Origin of the sequence: Lysobacter helvus (genome assembly GCF_018406645.1) — a bacterium.
Lineage (GTDB): Bacteria > Pseudomonadota > Gammaproteobacteria > Xanthomonadales > Xanthomonadaceae > Noviluteimonas > Noviluteimonas caseinilytica.
In genome coordinates, this window is the sequence record NZ_AP024546.1 from 633,229 (window position 1) to 650,637 (window position 17,409).

11 protein-coding genes are annotated in these 17,409 nt (G+C 69.9%); 4 read left to right on the forward strand and 7 right to left on the reverse strand.

The annotated features are described in order from the left end of the window. Position 1: 1 nt before the first annotated feature. Together LYSHEL_RS03245 and mrcB are read right to left on the reverse strand one after the other, a co-directional pair. A complete protein-coding gene (locus tag LYSHEL_RS03245) occupies positions 2-529 on the reverse strand; it encodes a hypothetical protein (RefSeq protein WP_213435617.1) in 528 nt (175 codons plus the stop codon). Beyond that, positions 526-2,946: a penicillin-binding protein 1B gene (mrcB, locus tag LYSHEL_RS03250; protein WP_213435619.1), complete on the reverse strand. Its 2,421-nt coding sequence runs from the start codon at positions 2,944-2,946 to the stop codon at positions 526-528. Before mrcB ends, LYSHEL_RS03245 begins: the two co-directional genes overlap by 4 nt. Before the next feature lie 148 nt (positions 2,947-3,094). Between mrcB and LYSHEL_RS03255 the strand changes: the two genes are divergently transcribed. Beyond that, a complete protein-coding gene (locus LYSHEL_RS03255; RefSeq protein WP_213435621.1) occupies positions 3,095-5,209 on the forward strand; it encodes a glycosyltransferase in 2,115 nt (704 codons plus the stop codon). Here LYSHEL_RS03255 and LYSHEL_RS03260 read toward each other — a convergent pair. The 3 genes from LYSHEL_RS03260 to hrpA all read right to left on the reverse strand — a co-directional run bounded on the left by LYSHEL_RS03260 (position 5,206) and on the right by hrpA (position 12,969). Next, on the reverse strand, positions 5,206-6,753 hold the full coding sequence (locus LYSHEL_RS03260) for a hypothetical protein (RefSeq protein ID WP_213435623.1): 1,548 nt from the start codon (positions 6,751-6,753) through the stop codon (positions 5,206-5,208). The two genes, LYSHEL_RS03255 and LYSHEL_RS03260, sit on opposite strands and share 4 nt — an antisense overlap. Beyond that, positions 6,743-8,803: a RelA/SpoT family protein gene (locus tag LYSHEL_RS03265; protein WP_213437546.1), complete on the reverse strand. Its 2,061-nt coding sequence runs from the start codon at positions 8,801-8,803 to the stop codon at positions 6,743-6,745. Before LYSHEL_RS03265 ends, LYSHEL_RS03260 begins: the two co-directional genes overlap by 11 nt. A gap of 179 nt (positions 8,804-8,982) precedes the next feature. Continuing rightward, positions 8,983-12,969 (reverse strand): ATP-dependent RNA helicase HrpA, encoded by a 3,987-nt coding sequence (gene hrpA, locus LYSHEL_RS03270; RefSeq protein WP_213435625.1) that lies wholly within the window; start codon positions 12,967-12,969, stop codon positions 8,983-8,985. A gap of 110 nt (positions 12,970-13,079) precedes the next feature. Between hrpA and LYSHEL_RS03275 the strand changes: the two genes are divergently transcribed. Both LYSHEL_RS03275 and recQ read left to right on the forward strand, forming a co-directional pair. Beyond that, positions 13,080-13,607 carry a Dps family protein gene (locus LYSHEL_RS03275; protein WP_213435627.1) on the forward strand — a complete coding sequence of 176 codons (528 nt, stop codon included), beginning with the start codon at positions 13,080-13,082 and terminating at the stop codon, positions 13,605-13,607. Between the two features lie 62 nt (positions 13,608-13,669). Continuing rightward, the gene (gene recQ / locus LYSHEL_RS03280; protein WP_213435629.1) at positions 13,670-15,475 is read left to right on the forward strand and encodes a DNA helicase RecQ; all 1,806 of its coding nucleotides are present in this window, start codon (positions 13,670-13,672) and stop codon (positions 15,473-15,475) included. A gap of 62 nt (positions 15,476-15,537) precedes the next feature. Here the strand turns inward: recQ and LYSHEL_RS03285 are convergent, their stop codons facing one another. Further along, positions 15,538-15,729: a hypothetical protein gene (locus LYSHEL_RS03285; RefSeq protein WP_213435631.1), complete on the reverse strand. Its 192-nt coding sequence runs from the start codon at positions 15,727-15,729 to the stop codon at positions 15,538-15,540. 201 nt (positions 15,730-15,930) lie between these two features. Next, positions 15,931-16,446: a hypothetical protein gene (locus LYSHEL_RS03290; protein ID WP_213435632.1), complete on the reverse strand. Its 516-nt coding sequence runs from the start codon at positions 16,444-16,446 to the stop codon at positions 15,931-15,933. Between the two features lie 155 nt (positions 16,447-16,601). On the opposite strand from LYSHEL_RS03290, the gene LYSHEL_RS03295 reads away from it, so the two are divergent. After that, positions 16,602-17,393 carry a UDP-2,3-diacylglucosamine diphosphatase gene (locus tag LYSHEL_RS03295; protein WP_213435634.1) on the forward strand — a complete coding sequence of 264 codons (792 nt, stop codon included), beginning with the start codon at positions 16,602-16,604 and terminating at the stop codon, positions 17,391-17,393. Positions 17,394-17,409 lie beyond the last annotated feature (16 nt).

Sequence of the window (17,409 nt, forward strand, 5' to 3'; positions counted from 1 at the left end):
GTCAGTAGCGCGGCGGCGCGGTGACCTTGCAGGCGGCGAAGCCCTGTTCGGCGATGGTGGTGCCGGCCGCGTCGTCGTGCAGCTTGCGCACGGCGAGGATCGTGGCCCAGTGGCGGCGGCACAGCGGGCCGACCTGCGCGCCGACGGCGTAGGCGCGTTCGGCGAATTTTTCGGCGCCGTCGAAATCGCGCACGAGGAGTGCTGCTTCCGCGCGATCCTGCAGCAACGACGGATCGTCATCGACGGCGACCAGCGCGCGATCGAGCGCGGCCACGGCATCGGCGTAGCGATGTTCGGTTTCGGCGGTGCGGGCCTGCGCGCGTTCGCTTTCGACGACCGGATCGCGCAGGGGCTGGATCGCCAGTTCCTCGCGCGGTTCCGGCGCGCCGGCGGCGAAGCGGATCTGCGCGACCATCGCTTCCACGTTCACCGGCGGCGCGGCCGGCGGTTGCGGCGGCGCAGGCGTGGCACATGCTGACAGCACGGCCAGCACGCACGCGATCGCGAAGCCACGCACTGCCACTGTCATTGCCCGTTGTCCTGCGGCGGCGCCTGCTGCTGTTGCGGCTGCGGCGGCGGTTGCGGTTGTTGCTGGTCGTTGTCCTTGCCGAACCCGAACCAGTCGCGCCAGCCACCACTTTCTTCCTGCGGCGGCGCCTGGATCTGGCACGGCGCATACGGCGGCTGGAAGCCGGCGACGAATGCGAAGCGGCGCGCGCCCGGGCAATCCGGATCGGTCGCGTTGCCGCCGATCACCCACGTCCAGTTCAGGCCCTTGTCGCCGATCTCGAGCGGCTTGCTCGGCAGGCGCGAGAAGATGCCGGACCAAACGCGCATCGCGCCCGTCGCGCCGTACAGGCCTGTCGGCTGGTTCTGGTCGTTGCCCACCCACACCACCGCCAGGTAGTCGCCCGTGTAACCGGCGAACCAGCTGTCGCGGCTGTCGTTGCTGGTGCCCGTCTTGCCCGCGGCCTGCAGGCGGCCGAGGCCGTCGCCGACCAATTGATGCGCGGTGCCCGAGGTGACGGTGTGCTGCATCGCCGTGCCGATCAGGCGCGCGGCGATCGCGTCGCCTTCCTGCGCCGGCGGCGGGATGGTGTCGTAGCGGTTGAGCGCCTTGCCCTTCGCATCGAGCACGCCGCGCACCGCGTGCAACGGCTGGATCTGTCCGCCCGAGGCGAGGAACTGGTACAGCTGCGCCATCGCATACGGGCTCTGGTCCACCGAGCCCAGGATCAGCGCGGGATTGGGATCGGCCTCGATGCCCGCGAGCGTCTTGATCAACGCACCGAGGCGACGCGGATCCACCTGCATGCCGATGCGCACGGTGGCCTGGTTGTACGACTGCGCGAGCGCATCGATCAGGCGCACCGAGCCATGGCTGCGGCCATCGCTGTTGCCGGGCGTCCAGCGCTTGCCCTGCCCCAGCGACACCGTGACCGGGCCGTCGTCGACGTACGTGGCCAGCGAATACTTGGCGGGCTGCGCGAGCGCGAGCAGGTACACGAACGGCTTGAGCAACGACCCCACCGGGCGCTGCGCTTCCACCGCGCGGTTGAAGCCGTGTTCCTGGAAGCTGCGGCTGCCGACCACCGCGGCGACGTCGCCGTTGTGCACGTCGGTGACCACCAGGCCTGCCTGCAGCGGCGGGCGGCGCTTGCTTTCCACCGACTTCAGCGTGCGCGTCACCGCGCCTTCGGCGTAGGCCTGCGCCGACGGCGACATCGCGCTGAGCACGATCAGGCCCGCGCCCTGCAGCGCATCGGCGGGATAGTCGCGCGCGAGCTGGCGGCGCACGAGGTCCACGTAGGACGGGAAACGATTGGCGATGTTGAGCGGCGTGGCGCTCACGCCCAGCGGTGCGCCCATCGCGCGCGCGTATTCCTGGTCGTTGATCAGGCCGGACTCGTGCATCTTGCCGAGCGCGAAGTTGCGACGCTGCAGCGCACGTTCCGGATGGCGGCGCGGGTCGTAGTACGACGGGCCGCGCACGATGCCGATCATCAGGGCGATCTGTTCGGTGCTGAGGTCGCGCAGGTCGCGGCCGAACCAGAACTCCGACGCCGCGGCCACGCCGTGGATCGCCTGCGAGCCCTGCTGGCCGAGGTACACCTGGTTGAAGTATGCCTCCAGGATCGTGCGCTTGTCGTAGCGCGCTTCGATCAGCAACGCATACAGCATTTCCTTGAACTTGCGCCGCAGGGTCTGTTCCTTGCCGATCCCGAGCAAGCCGCTGCGCGCGAGCTGCTGCGTGAGCGTGCTCGCGCCCTGCTTGGCTTCGCCCGAACGCATGTTCACCCACGCCGCGCGCAGGATGCCGCTGAGGTCCAGGCCGTGGTGGCTGTTGAAGTCGCGGTCCTCGACGGCCTGCAGGCCGGTGACCAGCAACTCGGGGACTTCCTCGATGCGCACCAGGCGGCGTTCTTCCTGCTGCTGCCCGTACAGCGTGGCGATGCGCGCCGGATCCAGGCGCGCCTGCTTCAGGCCCTGCTTGCGCGCCGGATCGCGCACGGTGGCCACGCGCGAACCGGACAGCACCACTTCGATGCGCCGCGGCGCGACTTGCCCGTCGACGTCGAAATACCCGCGGCTGGCGATCAGCCAGCGGCCGCCCTTGCGGGCGTAGGTGCCGGGGCGCACGCCGGCGCCGTCGTCGCGGTAGGAAGCCGCGTCGAGTTCGGTCTTGAGCGTCTGCGCATCCATCGCCGCGCCGGGGCGCAGCACCAGCGGGCGCGCGTACACCCGCGTGGGCAACTGCCATTGCAACTGGCCGAAGCGCTCGCCGACCTGGTGGTTGAGATACAGGGTGTACGGGACCAGGAAGCCGAGCCCGAGGGCCACGGCCGCCAGGCCCCACGTGATGACGCGTCGTCGCCACCCCGGCGGGGCGGCGTCATCGCGGTCGTCGTCTTCGTCGTACTCGATCCGCGGGGGCTGCTTGGGCATGATCCGGAGGGTTCTCGGCCGCGCGCCGCGAAGGGTTCGGGGCACTGCGATGCGACAATGGAGGCGCGAGTCTAGCGCAGCGTCCCCGGCAGGCAGGACGCCACGCAGGGCGCGCGCATCCCCACCAGTCAGCCGGAGTTCCGTTCGCATGTCGATGCCCCTGGCCGATGCGCGCTTCCTGTTCCATCGCGCGACCGGCCTGCTCCGCCGCGGCTGGGCGAGCCTGCGTGCCCGCGGCTGGCGCGCCACGTGGGCCCGCGTCCGCGACGTCTTCGAACGCAGCACCGCCGCGCCGCGCACGCCGCCGTGGCGCCCGGCCGACGCGCCCTTCACGCCCTTCGCGCTGCCGGCCACGCTGGCCGCCGACGCGCCGCGCGCCAGCATCGTGATTCCCGTGTACGGGCAGTTCGCGCGCACCCTGGCGTGCCTGCGCGCGCTGGCGGCGCATCCGCCGGCGGCGCTGGCGGAGGTGATCGTGGTCGACGATGGTTCGTCGGACGAGACGCCGGAGGCCCTGCCCCGCGTGGCCGGCCTGCGGTTCCACCGCCGCGCGGCGAACGGCGGGTTCATCGCCGCGTGCAACGACGGCGCATCGCTGTCGCGCGGCGAGGTCGTCGTGTTCCTCAACAACGACACCATCCCGCAGCCGGGCTGGCTCGATGCATTGCTGCGCACATTCGACACGGAGCCGAACGTCGGCCTCGTCGGCGCGCAACTGCGTTACCCGGACGATCGCCTGCAGGAAGCCGGCGGCGTGGTCTTCTCCGACGGCAGCGCGTGGAATTACGGGCGTTTCGCCGCGCCGGAGGATTGTCGCTACGCCTACCTGCGCGATTGCGACTACGTGAGCGGCGCGGCGATCGCGCTGCCGCGCGCCTTGTTCGCCGACCTCGGCGGGTTCTCTGCCACGTATGCGCCCGCGTATTACGAAGACACCGACCTCGCGTTCGCGGTGCGCGCGCGGGGCTTGCGCGTGGTGTACCAGCCGGATTCGGTGGTCGTGCACGACGAAGGCGGCACGGCCGGCACCGATCTCAACGCGGGCCCGAAGGCCGCGCAGGTGCGCAACCAGGGGCGTTTCCTCGAACGCTGGCGCGAGACATTGGCGACGCACCCGGCGCCGGGCACGGTGCCCTCGCCCGCCGTCGTGCATGCGCGGCAACGGCAGGTGCTGATCGTCGATGCGCTCACGCCGCATCCGGACCACGACTCCGGCTCGCTGCGCCTCGTGAACCTGATGCGCCTGCTGCGCGAAGAAGGCGCGCACGTGGTCTTCCTGCCGGCCAACCGCCGCGACGACGGGGCCGCAACGCACGCGCTGCAAGCGATGGGCGTGGAGTGCTGGCATGCGCCGTTCGCGGCACGCGCGCCGGCGTGGTTCCGCGAACACGGGGCGCGCTTCGACACGATCGTGCTGTGCCGGCACTACGTCGCGTCCGAATTCCTGCCGCTGGCGCGCCAGCACGCGCCGCAGGCGCGCGTCGTGTTCGACACGGTGGACCTGCACTACCTGCGCGAACGCCGCGGCGCGGAAGTCGCGGGCGACCAGGTCGCGTTGCGCGCCGCCGATCGCACGCGCACGCGCGAACTGGACCTGATCGCGCGCAGCGACGCCACGCTCGTCGTCAGTGACGTCGAACGCACGCTGCTGGCCACCGATGCCCCGGGGGCGCGCGTCGACATCCTCTCGAACCTGCACCAGCTCGCCGGCCCCGGCCTGCCGTTCGCGCAACGCCACGACCTCGTGTTCGTCGGCGGCTTCCGCCATCCGCCGAACGTGGACGCGGTGCGCTGGTTCGTCGAATCCGTGTTTCCCCGCGTGCGTGCGCGCCTGCCCGATGTGCGGTTCCACTGCATCGGCGGCCACGTGCCGGACGAGATCCGCGTGCTCGACGCGATCGACGGCGTGCACGTGCACGGCCACCTGCCGGACATCGATCCGTACATGGACGGCGCGCGCATCGCGCTCGCGCCGCTGCGTTATGGCGCGGGCGTGAAGGGCAAGGTCAACCTGAGCATGGCGCACGGGCAACCGGTGGTGGCCACGTCGTGCGCGGTCGAAGGCATGCACCTGCGCGATGGCGACGACGTGCTGGTGGCCGATGCACCCGAGGCGTTCGCCGAGGCGATCGTGCGCCTGCATGAAGACGAAGCCTTGTGGGAGCGCTTGCGCGATGCCGGCCTGCGCAACGTGGCCGCGCACTTCTCGCTCGATGCGGGGCGCGACGTCGTGCGCCGCGTGCTGCTGCGCCAGGACGCCTAGCGGCGCGCGCCCGCCGCGCGCGTGCGGGCGGCGAAATCCGCCAGGCCTTCCACGTCGGGATCGAGCGTGCGCGCGGCATCGACCGCGCGTTGCGCGGATTCGACTTCACCGGCGCCGAGGCGTTCTTCGCCGACCGCGATCCAGCGCGCCGCGAGTCGCGTGCGCGCCTGCGCGAGCGGCGTCGCCTTGTCCCCCAATTGTTCGCGCGCATCCAGGCACGCCTGCGCGCGGGCGAGGCGATTGGCGCGCAGCGCATCGTCGAAGCAGCGTTGCGCGGCGGGCAACAGGCGCGCGAGTGCGCGCTGCACGTTGGCATCGTTCGGCGCCAGGGCACGCGCATGGCGCAGGTGGTCGTACGCGCTGTCGCCGGGGGGTGCGAGCAGGTCGCCGCGGGTTTCCGCCGCGGCGGCTTCCGCGATCAGGCGCTTCACTTCCGCCGCGCGACGCGGCGTGACCTTCGCGACCGGCAGCCGCTTCTGCAACGTGCGGCTCTGCGCGAGGTGGCGTTCGGCGTTGGCGATCGCAGGGCTGTCGGGTGCGAGCGTGCGCGCCCGCGCGAGGCTGTGTTCGGCGTCGTCGAAGCGGAAATCGGAGGCCTGGTGTTCGCTGCGCGCCGCCCACGCCAGCGCGACGTCCTGCAAGCCGTCGCGCGCGGCGGTGTCCTGCGGATCCAGCGCGAGGGCATTCGCATACGCGGCCTGCGCGGCATCGAGCTGGTGCGCGCGCAGCGATCGCGCACCGGTTGCGCGTGCGCGCTCACCGGCTTGCGAGAGCGCGGCCTGCGCATCGGGCAGGCCCACGTGGCCGGCGTCGTAACCGCGCACGCGTTCGACGATCGCCGCGGCTTCGGCCAGCTTGCCGGCCGACAACTGCGCCTGCGCCTGCACGAGCAAGTCCGACAATGCGTCTTCGCGACCCTCGAGCGCAGCATTGAGATCGGGCTGCAACTGCAGGATGCGCTGGTAGAGCGGCAAGGCCGCATCGGGCGCACCGTCGAGGTGCCCGGCTTCGCGCGCAGCATTCGCCTGCTCGAGCAGCGTGTCGATGCCCGTGACATCGGCTTCGCGTGCACGCAGGCGTTCGGCGATGGCGTCGACTTCCGCGGCGGGCATCGACAACTCGCGCGCCAGTTGCAACGCGGCGTGCGCTTCTTCGAACCGTTTCGCGTCCGTGGCGGTGCGCGCACGTCCGATCGCGGCGCTGCCCACCTTGCGCAGGCCGACGCGCGCTTCGTCGCGATCCGGATCCAGCGCCAATGCGGCCGCATACAGTTCGCGGGCACCGGTGCCATCGGGCGACGTCAACCGGCCCTGGCGCAGCGCGCGTTCGGCGTCGTCGCGCAACTGCTGCGCGCGTGCTTCGGGATACACGCGGTCGGCGATCGGATTGCGCAACGCGATCGCCACCGCGATGAGCGCGAACACCACGACCACCACCCAGGCCGCACGCCGCCGGAGCGCAGGCGGCCAGCGCCGCATCCATTCGACGATCCGCAAATTGCCGAACATGCGGGCCACGAGGCCGCCGCGAGGCTCAGGTCGCACGCCGCGCATCCTCCACGCCCGGCACCGCGGCGAGCTTGCCCAGCAGCGACGACAACTGGCCGTAGTCCTCCACCCGCAGGCGCAGGCCCAGGCGCACGCGGCCGGTGCCGCGTTCCGGGTCGCTGTGGATGCCGGAGACGTGCGCGTTTTCCTGCGCGATCAGGTTGGTGACGTCCTTGAGCAGCCACTTGCGATCCAGCGCGAGCAGTTGCACGTCGACATCGTGCCCGCCGTGCGCCCCGCCCCACTCCACCGGTATCGCGCGCTGCGGTTGCGCGGCGGCCAGGCGCGTGTACGTCGCGCATCCGGCGCGATGCACCGACACGCCCTTGCCGCGCGTGAGGTAACCGACGATGGGTTCGCCCGGCAACGGCTGGCAGCAGCGCGCCGGTTGCGCGAGCAGGTTGCCGACGCCCTGGATGGTGAAGTCGGACCGCTGCTTCTTCGACGGTGCGCGCGAGACCACCGGCGAGGCGATCGGTTCGGGTTCGGACTGCGCGCGCTCGTATTCCAGCAGCGCGCGACCGACCTGGTGCGGCCCGACGTCGCCCAACGCCACCAGCACGACGAGGTCGTCCTCGGTGCTGACGTTGAACTTCGCGAACACCGGCGACAGGTCGGCCTTCGCAAGGCCGAGGCGCTTGAGTTCGCGTTCCAGCAGGTCGCGGCCGGCGGTGAGGTTGCGCGCGCGGTCGAGCTTGTGGAACCAGCTGCGCACCTTTTCGCGCGAGCGCGGGCTGGCCAGGAACTTGTTGGACGCGACCAGCCAGTCGCGCCGCGGTTCGCCGACTTTCGCCGTGAGGATCTCGATGCGATCGCCGCTGCGCAGCACGTGGTCGAGCGGCACGATGCGCCCGTCGATCTTCGCGCCGCGGCACCGATGCCCGACTTCGGTGTGCACGTGGTAGGCGAAATCGAGCGGCGTGGCACCCTGCGGCAAGTCGATGACTTCACCGCGCGGCGTGAGCACGTAGATGCGGTCTTCGGCCAGCTCGCTGTCGAGCTCGCGCAGCATCCCGCCTTCTTCGCTCTCCAGCAGCTGGCGCATCCACGCGATGCGTTTTTCCATCGCCGCGTCCGCCGTCTTGCTGGCGTGGCCGCGGCCTTCCTTGTACTTCCAGTGCGCGGCGACGCCGAGCTCGGCCTGCGCATGCATCTCGTGCGTGCGGATCTGCACTTCGAGCGTCTTGCCTTCCGGCCCGATCACCGCGGTGTGCAGCGAGCGGTAGTCATTGCGCTTGGGGCGTGCGATGTAGTCGTCGAACTCCGCGGGCACCGGCAGCCACAACGCGTGCACGACGCCGAGCACCGCGTAGCAGGCCGGCACGTCGTCGACCAGCACGCGCACCGCGCGCAGGTCGTACAGCTCGCCGATCGGCACGTTCTTCTTCTGCATCTTCTTCCAGATGCTGTAGATGTGCTTCGGGCGCCCGGCCACGTCGCCGCGGATGCCCTGCGCAGCCAGCGCGTCGCGCAACTGCGTCTTCACGTCTTCGACGAAACGCTCGCGCCCGCTGCGCTTGTCGTCGAGCAGGCGCGCGATCTGCTGGTACGTCGCAGGTTCGAGGTAACGGAACGCGAGGTCTTCCAATTCCCACTTCAACTGCCAGATGCCGAGGCGGTTGGCGAGCGGCGCGTGGATGTCGCGCGTGAGTTGCGCGAGCGCGCGGCGCTGGTCTTCGGGCAGCGCGGACGCCAGGCGCAACCGCGCGAGGTGCCGCGACAGCAACACCAGCACCACGCGCAGGTCGCGCACGATCGCGAGCAGCAAACGACGCAGGCCTTCACTGTTGCCGATGCCGCGTTGTTCGGCGTGCAGCGCCCACACTTGCGCGGCGGCACGCTGGCCTTCCAGCAGCGCGGCGATGTTCGGATATTCTCGATCGATCGTCGCGCGCAAGGGCGCCTGCACCGCGGGCAACGCATGCAGGATCGCCGCGGCGGTCACTTCGCCATCCGCGCCGAGGCGCGCGAGCGAGGCCAGCGTGTCGATCAGCACCGCGGGCGCATCCGGCGCGCCGACGAAGGGATCGCCCGGCGTGCGCAGCATCGCGTCGCGCAACGCCGGCGCGATCGCGTTCGCGGGCGCCTGCGAAAGCAGCGCCGGGAAGTCGAAGGCGGGGGCGAGGGGCGAGGGGGCGTTCAAGCAGCAGGTCCGGTGGTGAGGTCACACTAGCGCGAAAGAGGTAAAGGCCGGGACCAGGGACCGGGGACCAGGGACCGGGAAGATCAAGAGCGTTGGCTCTTCCTGGTCCCCGGTCCCCGGTCCCCGGTCCCGAGATCTCGCAAGCGCTGCGCCAGCCGCTTCGGCGACACCCCCGCCCGCGCGCCCAGTTCCTGCGCGAACAGCGACACGCGCAGTTCCTCCAGGTCCCAGCGCAACGCCTGCCAGTCCGGTTCGCCCAGCAGGTCATTGGCGGCCGCCGACGCCACCGCATCGGCGAAGGGCTTGAGCTCCAGCATCCGGGCCTGGTCCTTGCCCGGGTCGCGCAGGGCGCGTTCGCTGCGCAGCACCAGTGCGCGCAGGTAACGCGGGTAATCGGCGAGCGCGGTGGCGGGCACGTCGCGCAGGAAGCCCGGCGGCACCAACTGCGCGAGCTGCGCCCGCATGTCGTCCAGGTTGCCCGAGGCCCAGCCGACCAGCTTCGGGTCCAGGCCCGCGCGCACGTCGGCCACCAGCCCGAGGATCGCCTGCGCCTGCTGCAGGCGCGCCATCGCTTCGGGGAACAGGCCCTTGGCAATCGCATCGCGGCGGTGCGCGAAGGCGTCCGCGTCGCGGATGTCCTCCAGCCCCTGCGCGGACAGGGCGGCGAATGCCCCATCGACCAGGTCCGCGCGCAGGCGGTCGCTGTCGTTGCCCGCCATCGTGCGCGGCGCGGCGGATTCGATGGCCGCATACAACAACGCGGTCTTCGGCTGGACGGGCAACTGCTTGCGCGCCTGCTTCAAGCGATCGGCGAGCGCGAGGTGCAGCAAGCGCCGCACGCCTTCGGGATGGCGCCGCGCGGCTTCCTCGCGATTGGCGTGCACGTGCAGCGCAACGCTGTCGCCGCGATCCTCGAGCGCGGGATACGCAGGCACGCCGCCCGCGCCCGGCACGGAGACGGGAATCGCGCGCTCGGGAAACACGACCAGCCCCTGCGCCGCCATGCCTTCGGAGGCACGCGCCGCAAACGCCGCTTCTGCGCGCGCACTGAATCGTTCGCGCAATTCCGAAAGGTCGCGCGTCTCCGCAAGCACCCGCGCTTCACCCCCGGTCCCTGGTCCCCGGTCCCGGGTCCCCGCATCGAGCAGTCGCAGGTTCGCGTGGAAATGCGCCTCCACCGTTTCCGGTGCGAAATCGGTCGTCGCCACCGCCACGCCCGTCAGCTTGTGCAGGAAGCGCGCAAGCGCGCCTTCGATGCTGTCCGCCGTCGGTTCCGGGAACGCCTCCGCGAACGCGCGCGCGAAATCCGGCGCCGGCACGAAGTTGCGCCGCAATGCCTTCGGCAACGACTTGATGAGCGCCGCGGCCTTGTCGGCGATGAACCCGGGCGCCAGCCACGACAAGCGCGCCGGATCCAGCGCATTCAACAAATGCAGCGGCACCACGATCGTCATGCCGTCGTCCGGCGCGCCCGGTTCGAAGCGATACCGCACCGCCAGCCGCGCATCGCCCAGCGCAAGCCACGGCGGGAACCGCATCGCGTCGCTCTGGTCGCCGACCATCAGGTCGGCGAGCGACCAGTCGAGCGCGAGCTTCGCCTCCTTCGACAACCGCCCGTACCAAGCATCCAGCGCCTGCGCGTTGTGCACGTGCGGCGGCAGGCGATCGAGGTACCACTGCGCCTGCCACTCCTCGTCGACCACCAGACCTGCGCGGCGCTGCTTGGCTTCTTCTTCCTTCGCCTTCGCCAGCGTGGCCAGGTTGCGCGGCAGGAACGCACTGCGCGTGTTGATCTCGCCCGTCAGCAACGCATCGCGCACGAAGATCTGCCGCGCTTCTTCCGGGAACAGCGCGCCGTAATGGATCGGGCGCTTGGGCGCGAGCACCAGGCCAAACAGGGAAATCTGTTCGCTGCCGACCACGCGCCCCTGCGAACGCGCCCAGCGCGGATCGTGCTGGCGCCGGGCAAGCAGGTGCGGCAGCGCGTCGATCGCCCATTCGGGTTCGATCGCGGCGTTGGTGAGCGACCACACGCGCTCGGTATCGAGGAGCGTTGCGGACAACACCCACGGCGGTGGCTTCTTCGCCAGCGGCGAGCCCGGGAACAACTGGAACTTGCGCCCGCGCGGCCCGTCGTACAGCCCGCGATCGCCGCGGTTGCCGAGTTGCGTCGGCAAGCCCGTCATCAACGCGCGGTGCAAATCCGCGTAATGCGCGTCCGTGTCGTTCTGCTGCCAGCCCAGTTCGTCGCACAGCAGTTTCAGCTGGCGATGCAGTTCGCGCCATTCGCGCAGGCGCAGGAAGCCGAGGAAGTGTTTCTCGGCCCACGCGCGCAGCTTCGACTGCGTGAGGTCTTCGTGCGCGACGCGGTAGGCGTCCCACAGCTTGAGGATGCCGACGAATTCCGACTTCGGATCGGCGAACAGCGCATGCGCCGTGTCGGCCGCGCCGCGCTGGTCCGACGGACGCTCGCGCGGATCCTGGATGCCGAGGAACGCGGCGATGACGAGCATCTCGCGCAGGCAGCCGATGTCCTTCGCCGCCACCAGCATGCGCGCCAGCTTCACGTCCACCGGCATCCGCGCCATCGTGCGGCCGATCGCGGTGAGCTTGCGCGCCTGGCGTGCTTCGTTGGAGCCGCCCTCTTCCACCGCACCAAGTTCATGCAGCTGCTGCCAGCCATCCGCCACCGCGCGCGGATCGGGCGGTTCGAGGAACGGGAAGTCTTCGATGCCGCCCAGGCCCAGCGACAGCATCCGCAGGATCACGCCCGCGAGCGCGGCGCGGCGGATTTCCGGATCGGTGAAGCGCGCGCGCGATTCGAAATCCGGTTCCGAATACAGGCGATAGCACGTGCCCGGCGCGATGCGCCCGCACCGCCCCTTGCGCTGGTCGGCACTGGCCTGGCTGATCGGTTCGATGTGCAGGCGATCGAGTTTCTGCCGCGGGCTGTAGCGCTTCACGCGCGCCAGGCCCGGATCGACCACCGCGTGGATGCGCGGCACGGTCAACGAGGTTTCCGCCACGTTGGTCGCGAGCACGATGCGCCGCTGCGGGCCGGGATTGAACACGCGGTCCTGGTCGCGCGCGGACAGGCGCGCATACAGCGGCAGGATTTCGGTGTGGCGATACTTGCGGCGTTCCAGCGCCTGGTGCGCGTCGCGGATTTCACGCTCGCCCGGCAGGAAGATCAGCGTGTCGCCCATCGGGCGTTCGCGCGCGATTTCGTCGAAGGCCGCGACGATGCCGTCGAGCGTGGTGCGATCGCCTGCCTCGTCGCCTTCGCCTTCCAGCGGGCGATAGCGCACTTCCACCGGATACCCGCGCCCTTCCACGCTCACCACCGGCGCATCGTTGAAGTGCGCCGCGAAGCGCGCGGTGTCGATGGTCGCCGAGGTCACGATGACCTTGAGATCGCGCCGGCGTTCGAGCAGCTGCTTCAGGTACCCCAGCAGGAAATCGATGTTGAGGCTGCGCTCGTGCGCTTCGTCCACGATGATCGTGTCGTACGCCGACAGCCAGCGATCGGACTGGATTTCCGCCAGCAGGATGCCGTCGGTCATGAACTTGATCGCGGTCTGCTCCGACACGTGGTCGGTGAAGCGCACCTGGAACCCCACGGCCCCGCCCACCGGCACCTGCAATTCCTCGGCGACGCGTCGCGCCACCGCGCGCGCGGCGATGCGGCGCGGCTGCGTGCAGCCGATCATCCCGGCGGCGCCGCGGCCCGCGGCCAGGCACAGCTTCGGGATCTGCGTGGTCTTGCCCGAGCCGGTTTCGCCCGCGATCACCACCACCGGGTGCTTGCGGATCAGTTCGACGATGCGTTCGGCTTCCGCCGCGATCGGCAGGTCCGGTGCCACCCCGGCCTTCGGCAAGGCGGCCGCGCGGGCCTCGCGCACGGTGACCGAGCGCTGCAGCGCCTGGGCGAAGGCATCGCGCAAAGCCTCGTCTTCCGGCTTCGCGTTCCAGCGCTGCCAGAGGCCGAGCAGGCGGCCGCGGTCCTTCGAGAGCGCGCCCTCGATGGCGTTGCGGGCCCGCCCTGACGCGGTCTTTGCACTCGATTCCATACACTGCCTGTTGATAGCCGCCATCAATCACTGCGGCAGCGACAATCGATTTCCCGAGTCGCCGCCGCCCCACTATTGTGATCGCAACCCCCCACCTGGAGCGCATGCGCATGGGCAAGTCCGAGAAATCCCTGTCCGAGGATCCGAACCTGGGTGCCAACGCCCCCGACATCGACATCGGCATCAACGCCGACGATCGCAAGGCCATTTCCGAATCCCTGATGCAGGTGCTGGCCGACGCCTTCACGCTGTACCTGAAGACGCACAACTTCCACTGGAACATCACCGGCAAGATGTTCAACAGCCTGCACCTGATGTTCGAGACCCAGTACAACGAGCAGTGGATCGCGCTGGACGAGATCGCCGAGCGCATCCGCGCGCTGGGCTACAACGTGCCGGCCTCGTACAAGGATTTCCAGCGCCTGAGCACCATCAAGGACGACACCACGGTGGAACACACCGACTGGCGCGAAATGGTCCGCCAGCTCACGCTGGGCAACGAAGCCGTCAGCCGCACCGCGCGCAAGAGCCTGGAAATCGCCGACAAGGCCGGCGACGACCCGACGGTGGACATGCTGACCTCGCGCCTGAAGGTGCACGAGAAGAATGCGTGGATGCTGCGCTCGCTGCTGCAATGATCCGCTGATTTGCCGGCGTCGTTCCGCCCGGGACGGCGCCGGTCTCGCGTAACCTGTGCGGCATGCAGGCCGCACTCGACACCCTCCGCCACGTTTTCGGTTACGACGCCTTCCGCGGCGCGCAGGGCGAGATCGTCGCGCACGTCGCCGGTGGCGGCGACGCGCTCGTCCTCATGCCCACCGGCGGCGGCAAGTCGCTGTGCTACCAGCTGCCGGCGCTGCTGCGCGAAGGCACCGCGATCGTGGTGTCGCCCCTGATCGCGCTGATGCAGGACCAGGTGGAGGCGCTGCGCCAGCTCGGCGTGCGCGCGGCGTTCCTCAATTCCTCGCTCGATGCCGGCGCCGCGCTCGCGGTGGAGCGTGCGTTCTCGGCCGGCGAACTCGACCTGCTGTACGTCGCGCCGGAGCGCCTGCTGACGCCGCGCTTCCTGTCGCTGATGGACCAGGCGCGCCTGGCGCTGTTCGCCATCGACGAAGCGCATTGCGTCTCGCAGTGGGGCCACGACTTCCGCCCGGAATATCGCCAGCTCACGCTGCTGCACGAGCGCTGGCCGGACGTGCCGCGCATCGCGCTCACCGCCACGGCCGATGCGCCCACGCGGCGCGAGATCGTCGAGCGGCTGAAGCTGGAGGAAGCGCAGGAATTCGTCAGTTCCTTCGACCGGCGCAACATCACCTATACCGTCGTCGCCAAGCAGGAGGCGCGGCGACAGCTGCTGGAGTTCCTGTCCTCCCGGCGCGGCCAGTCCGGCATCGTGTATTGCCTGTCGCGACGCAAGGTGGAACAGACGGCGGAGGCGTTGTCAGAGAAAGGTATCGTTGCCTTGCCGTATCACGCGGGGCTCGATTCGCAGGTGCGCGCCGAACACCAGCGCCGGTTCCTGCGCGAAGACGGCATCGTGATGTGCGCCACCATCGCCTTCGGCATGGGCATCGACAAGCCGGACGTGCGCTTCGTCGCGCACCTGGACCTGCCCAAGTCCATGGAAGGCTATTACCAGGAGACCGGCCGCGCGGGGCGCGACGGCGATCCGGCCGATGCGTGGATGTCGTACGGGCTCGGCGATGCGGTGCTGCTGCAACGCATGATCGAAGAGGGCGACTCGGGCGAGGATCGCAAGCGCCTGGAACGTCGCAAGCTCGACGCGTTGATCGGCTTCTGCGAATCCACCAGCTGCCGGCGCCAGTCGCTGCTGGGCTACTTCGGGGAATCGCATCCCGGCGCGTGCGGACGCTGCGACAACTGCATCTCACCGCCGCAAAGCTGGGACGGCACGGTGGCGGCGCAGAAGGCCTTGTCGTGCGTGTATCGCACGGGGCAGCGGTTCGGCGCCGCGCACGTGATCGATGTGCTGCGCGGCGCGGAGACACAGAAGATCCAGCAGTTCGGGCACGAACGCCTGAGCACCTACGGCGTCGGCAAGGACCTCGATGCGAAGCAATGGCGCAGCGTGATGCGGCAACTCGTCGCGGGCGGCTGGCTGCAGGTGGATGTCGAAGGGCATGGCGCATTGCGGCTCACGTCGGAAAGCGCGGCGCTGTTGAAAGGCGAACGCACCCTCACCCTGCGCGCCGAAGCCGAGCGCCTGCCGAAGGCGCGCCGCGAAGCGCGCGCGTCGCAGGGCACGGCGGCGATGGATGACGAAGCGACGGTGCGGTTCGATGCGCTGCGTGCGTGGCGCGCGAGCGTGGCGCGCGAACAGAATGTCCCGGCCTACGTGATCTTCCACGACGCCACGTTGCGCCAGATCGCGTTGGCGGAACCGACCGACCTCGATGCGCTCGCCACCATCAGCGGCGTCGGCGCCACCAAGCTCGAACGTTACGGCTCGGCGGTGCTGGAAGCACTGTCGTCGGCCGAGGCCTGACGCAACGAAGCCGGAAAAGCGTGGGCTTTTCCGGCTTCGCACCTGATCAAGGGTGGTGTTGCTTAGCGGTGGCTGCTGTCGTCGCGCGGCGGGGCGGACGTGCCGGGCTTCTTGTCCTGGCTACGATCGTCCTGCTTGTTCTGGGTCTGCTGCGTGGTCTTGCCCGAGTCCTTGCCCTGGCCTTCCTGGCGCTGGCCGGAGCCCTGGCCCATGTTGCTGCCCATGTTGCCGCGGTCGTTCTGGTTGTTGCCCATCGTGTGCTTACTCCTCTCTTGCGATTGGTTGGTGCCGATGTCCGACTTGCGTCGGTGGTGACACTCTGCAAGAGCACGCATGAGAAATACGTGAGATGCGCGCGCATTCATGCGATGCATTGGTTCGCTTCAGAGATGTGCAGGTGTGTCGACGAATTCGAATGCGCATGTTTGCGGATTCAGCAACGTGCAAGCGGGCGTTCAACCCACCGACGACAAACGCGGCAGCAAGGCTTCCGGCAACACTTCCGACAAGCGTTCGCGCACGCGCGCGCCGTAACTGGCCGTCGTCGTGGCACACAAATGCGCGAGTCCCTCCAGCAAGCGTTCGACCAGCAACGCTTCGTCGCCGGTGGACTGGATCGCAAGGCGCAGGTCGGCCGCTTCGGTGCTGCGTTGCAGTTGCAGCATGTCGATGAGGTACATCTTCGCGGCCACCAGCGAACGACGTCGCGCGGCAGGTGCCTGCGTGGCGACGGGCCCCACGCGCGGTGCGATTTCCATCGCCACCGGCGCACGCGTCGAAGGCGACAGGTATCCCTCGCGCACCAGCCGATCGACGGCCGGCCGGATGTCCTCGCCCAGCATCGCGATCACATCCTCCAGCGTGCGGCGTCCGTCCGCGAGGATCAGGATGCGCCGCTCGCGCATGTCCACGCCACCGCGCGTTCCGCCCGCGAGCACGTCGCGCGCCTTGTCCGTCTTCCCCAGTTGCATGTCGGTTCCCTCCCCTGGGCGCGCAAGGCTATCGGGCGCAGATGGACGATCGATGACACGCCGGTGGCCACGCCGTCACCGCGTTGTCGCGTGCGTGTCATCGCCGTGTCGCGCAGCGGCGCGAGCCTGCGCGCATCGCCAATGCCGGAGTCCGCATGCGCCATCGCGCCGCGTTCGTCTCGGATTGCCATCTCGGCGCGACCCATTGCCACGCCGCCGAACTCGCGACCTTCCTCGAACAGCTGCAATGCGAACGCCTGTACCTCGTCGGCGACATCGTGGACCTGTGGTGGATGGCGTGCCGCCGCGCGCAGTGGGGCGCGGCGCAGAACCGCGTGGTCGAAGCGCTGCATGCCCTGCGCCGCGCGGGCACCGAACTGATCTACATCCCCGGCAACCACGATCGCCCTGCGCGGCGGTTCTGCGGGCTCGCTTTGCCGGCGATGCGCGTGCGGCGCCGCGCGATCCACGTCACCGCTGATGGGCGCCGGTTGCTGGTGGTGCACGGCGACGAGTTCGATGCGCAGACGCAGTTCGGCGGGATGCAGGAGCGCGTGGGTGACTGGTTGTACGACCGGATCCTGTCCGGGAACGCGCTGCTCAACCGCGCGCGCCGGCGCTTCGGGATGCGCTACTGGTCGCTCGCCGAATTCCTCAAGCGTCGCAGCGACGCGGCCGAACGCTACATCGCGCGCTATCGCCAGGCCGGGCTCGACGAAGTGCGGCGGCGCGGCCTCGACGGCATCGTGTGCGGCCATATCCATCGCGCGGCGCTGGAGATGCGCCGCGGCCTGATCTATGCCAACGATGGCGACTGGGTCGAATCGCTGACCGCGCTGGTCGAGGATCCCGACGGCACGCTGCGCCTGCTGTCCCACACCCACGCCACCCTCGCCCGCCTCGCGCCGCGGCCGGCCTTCGACCTGCAGCGGCCGCTCGCCGCCTGACGCAGGCGGCTGTCTC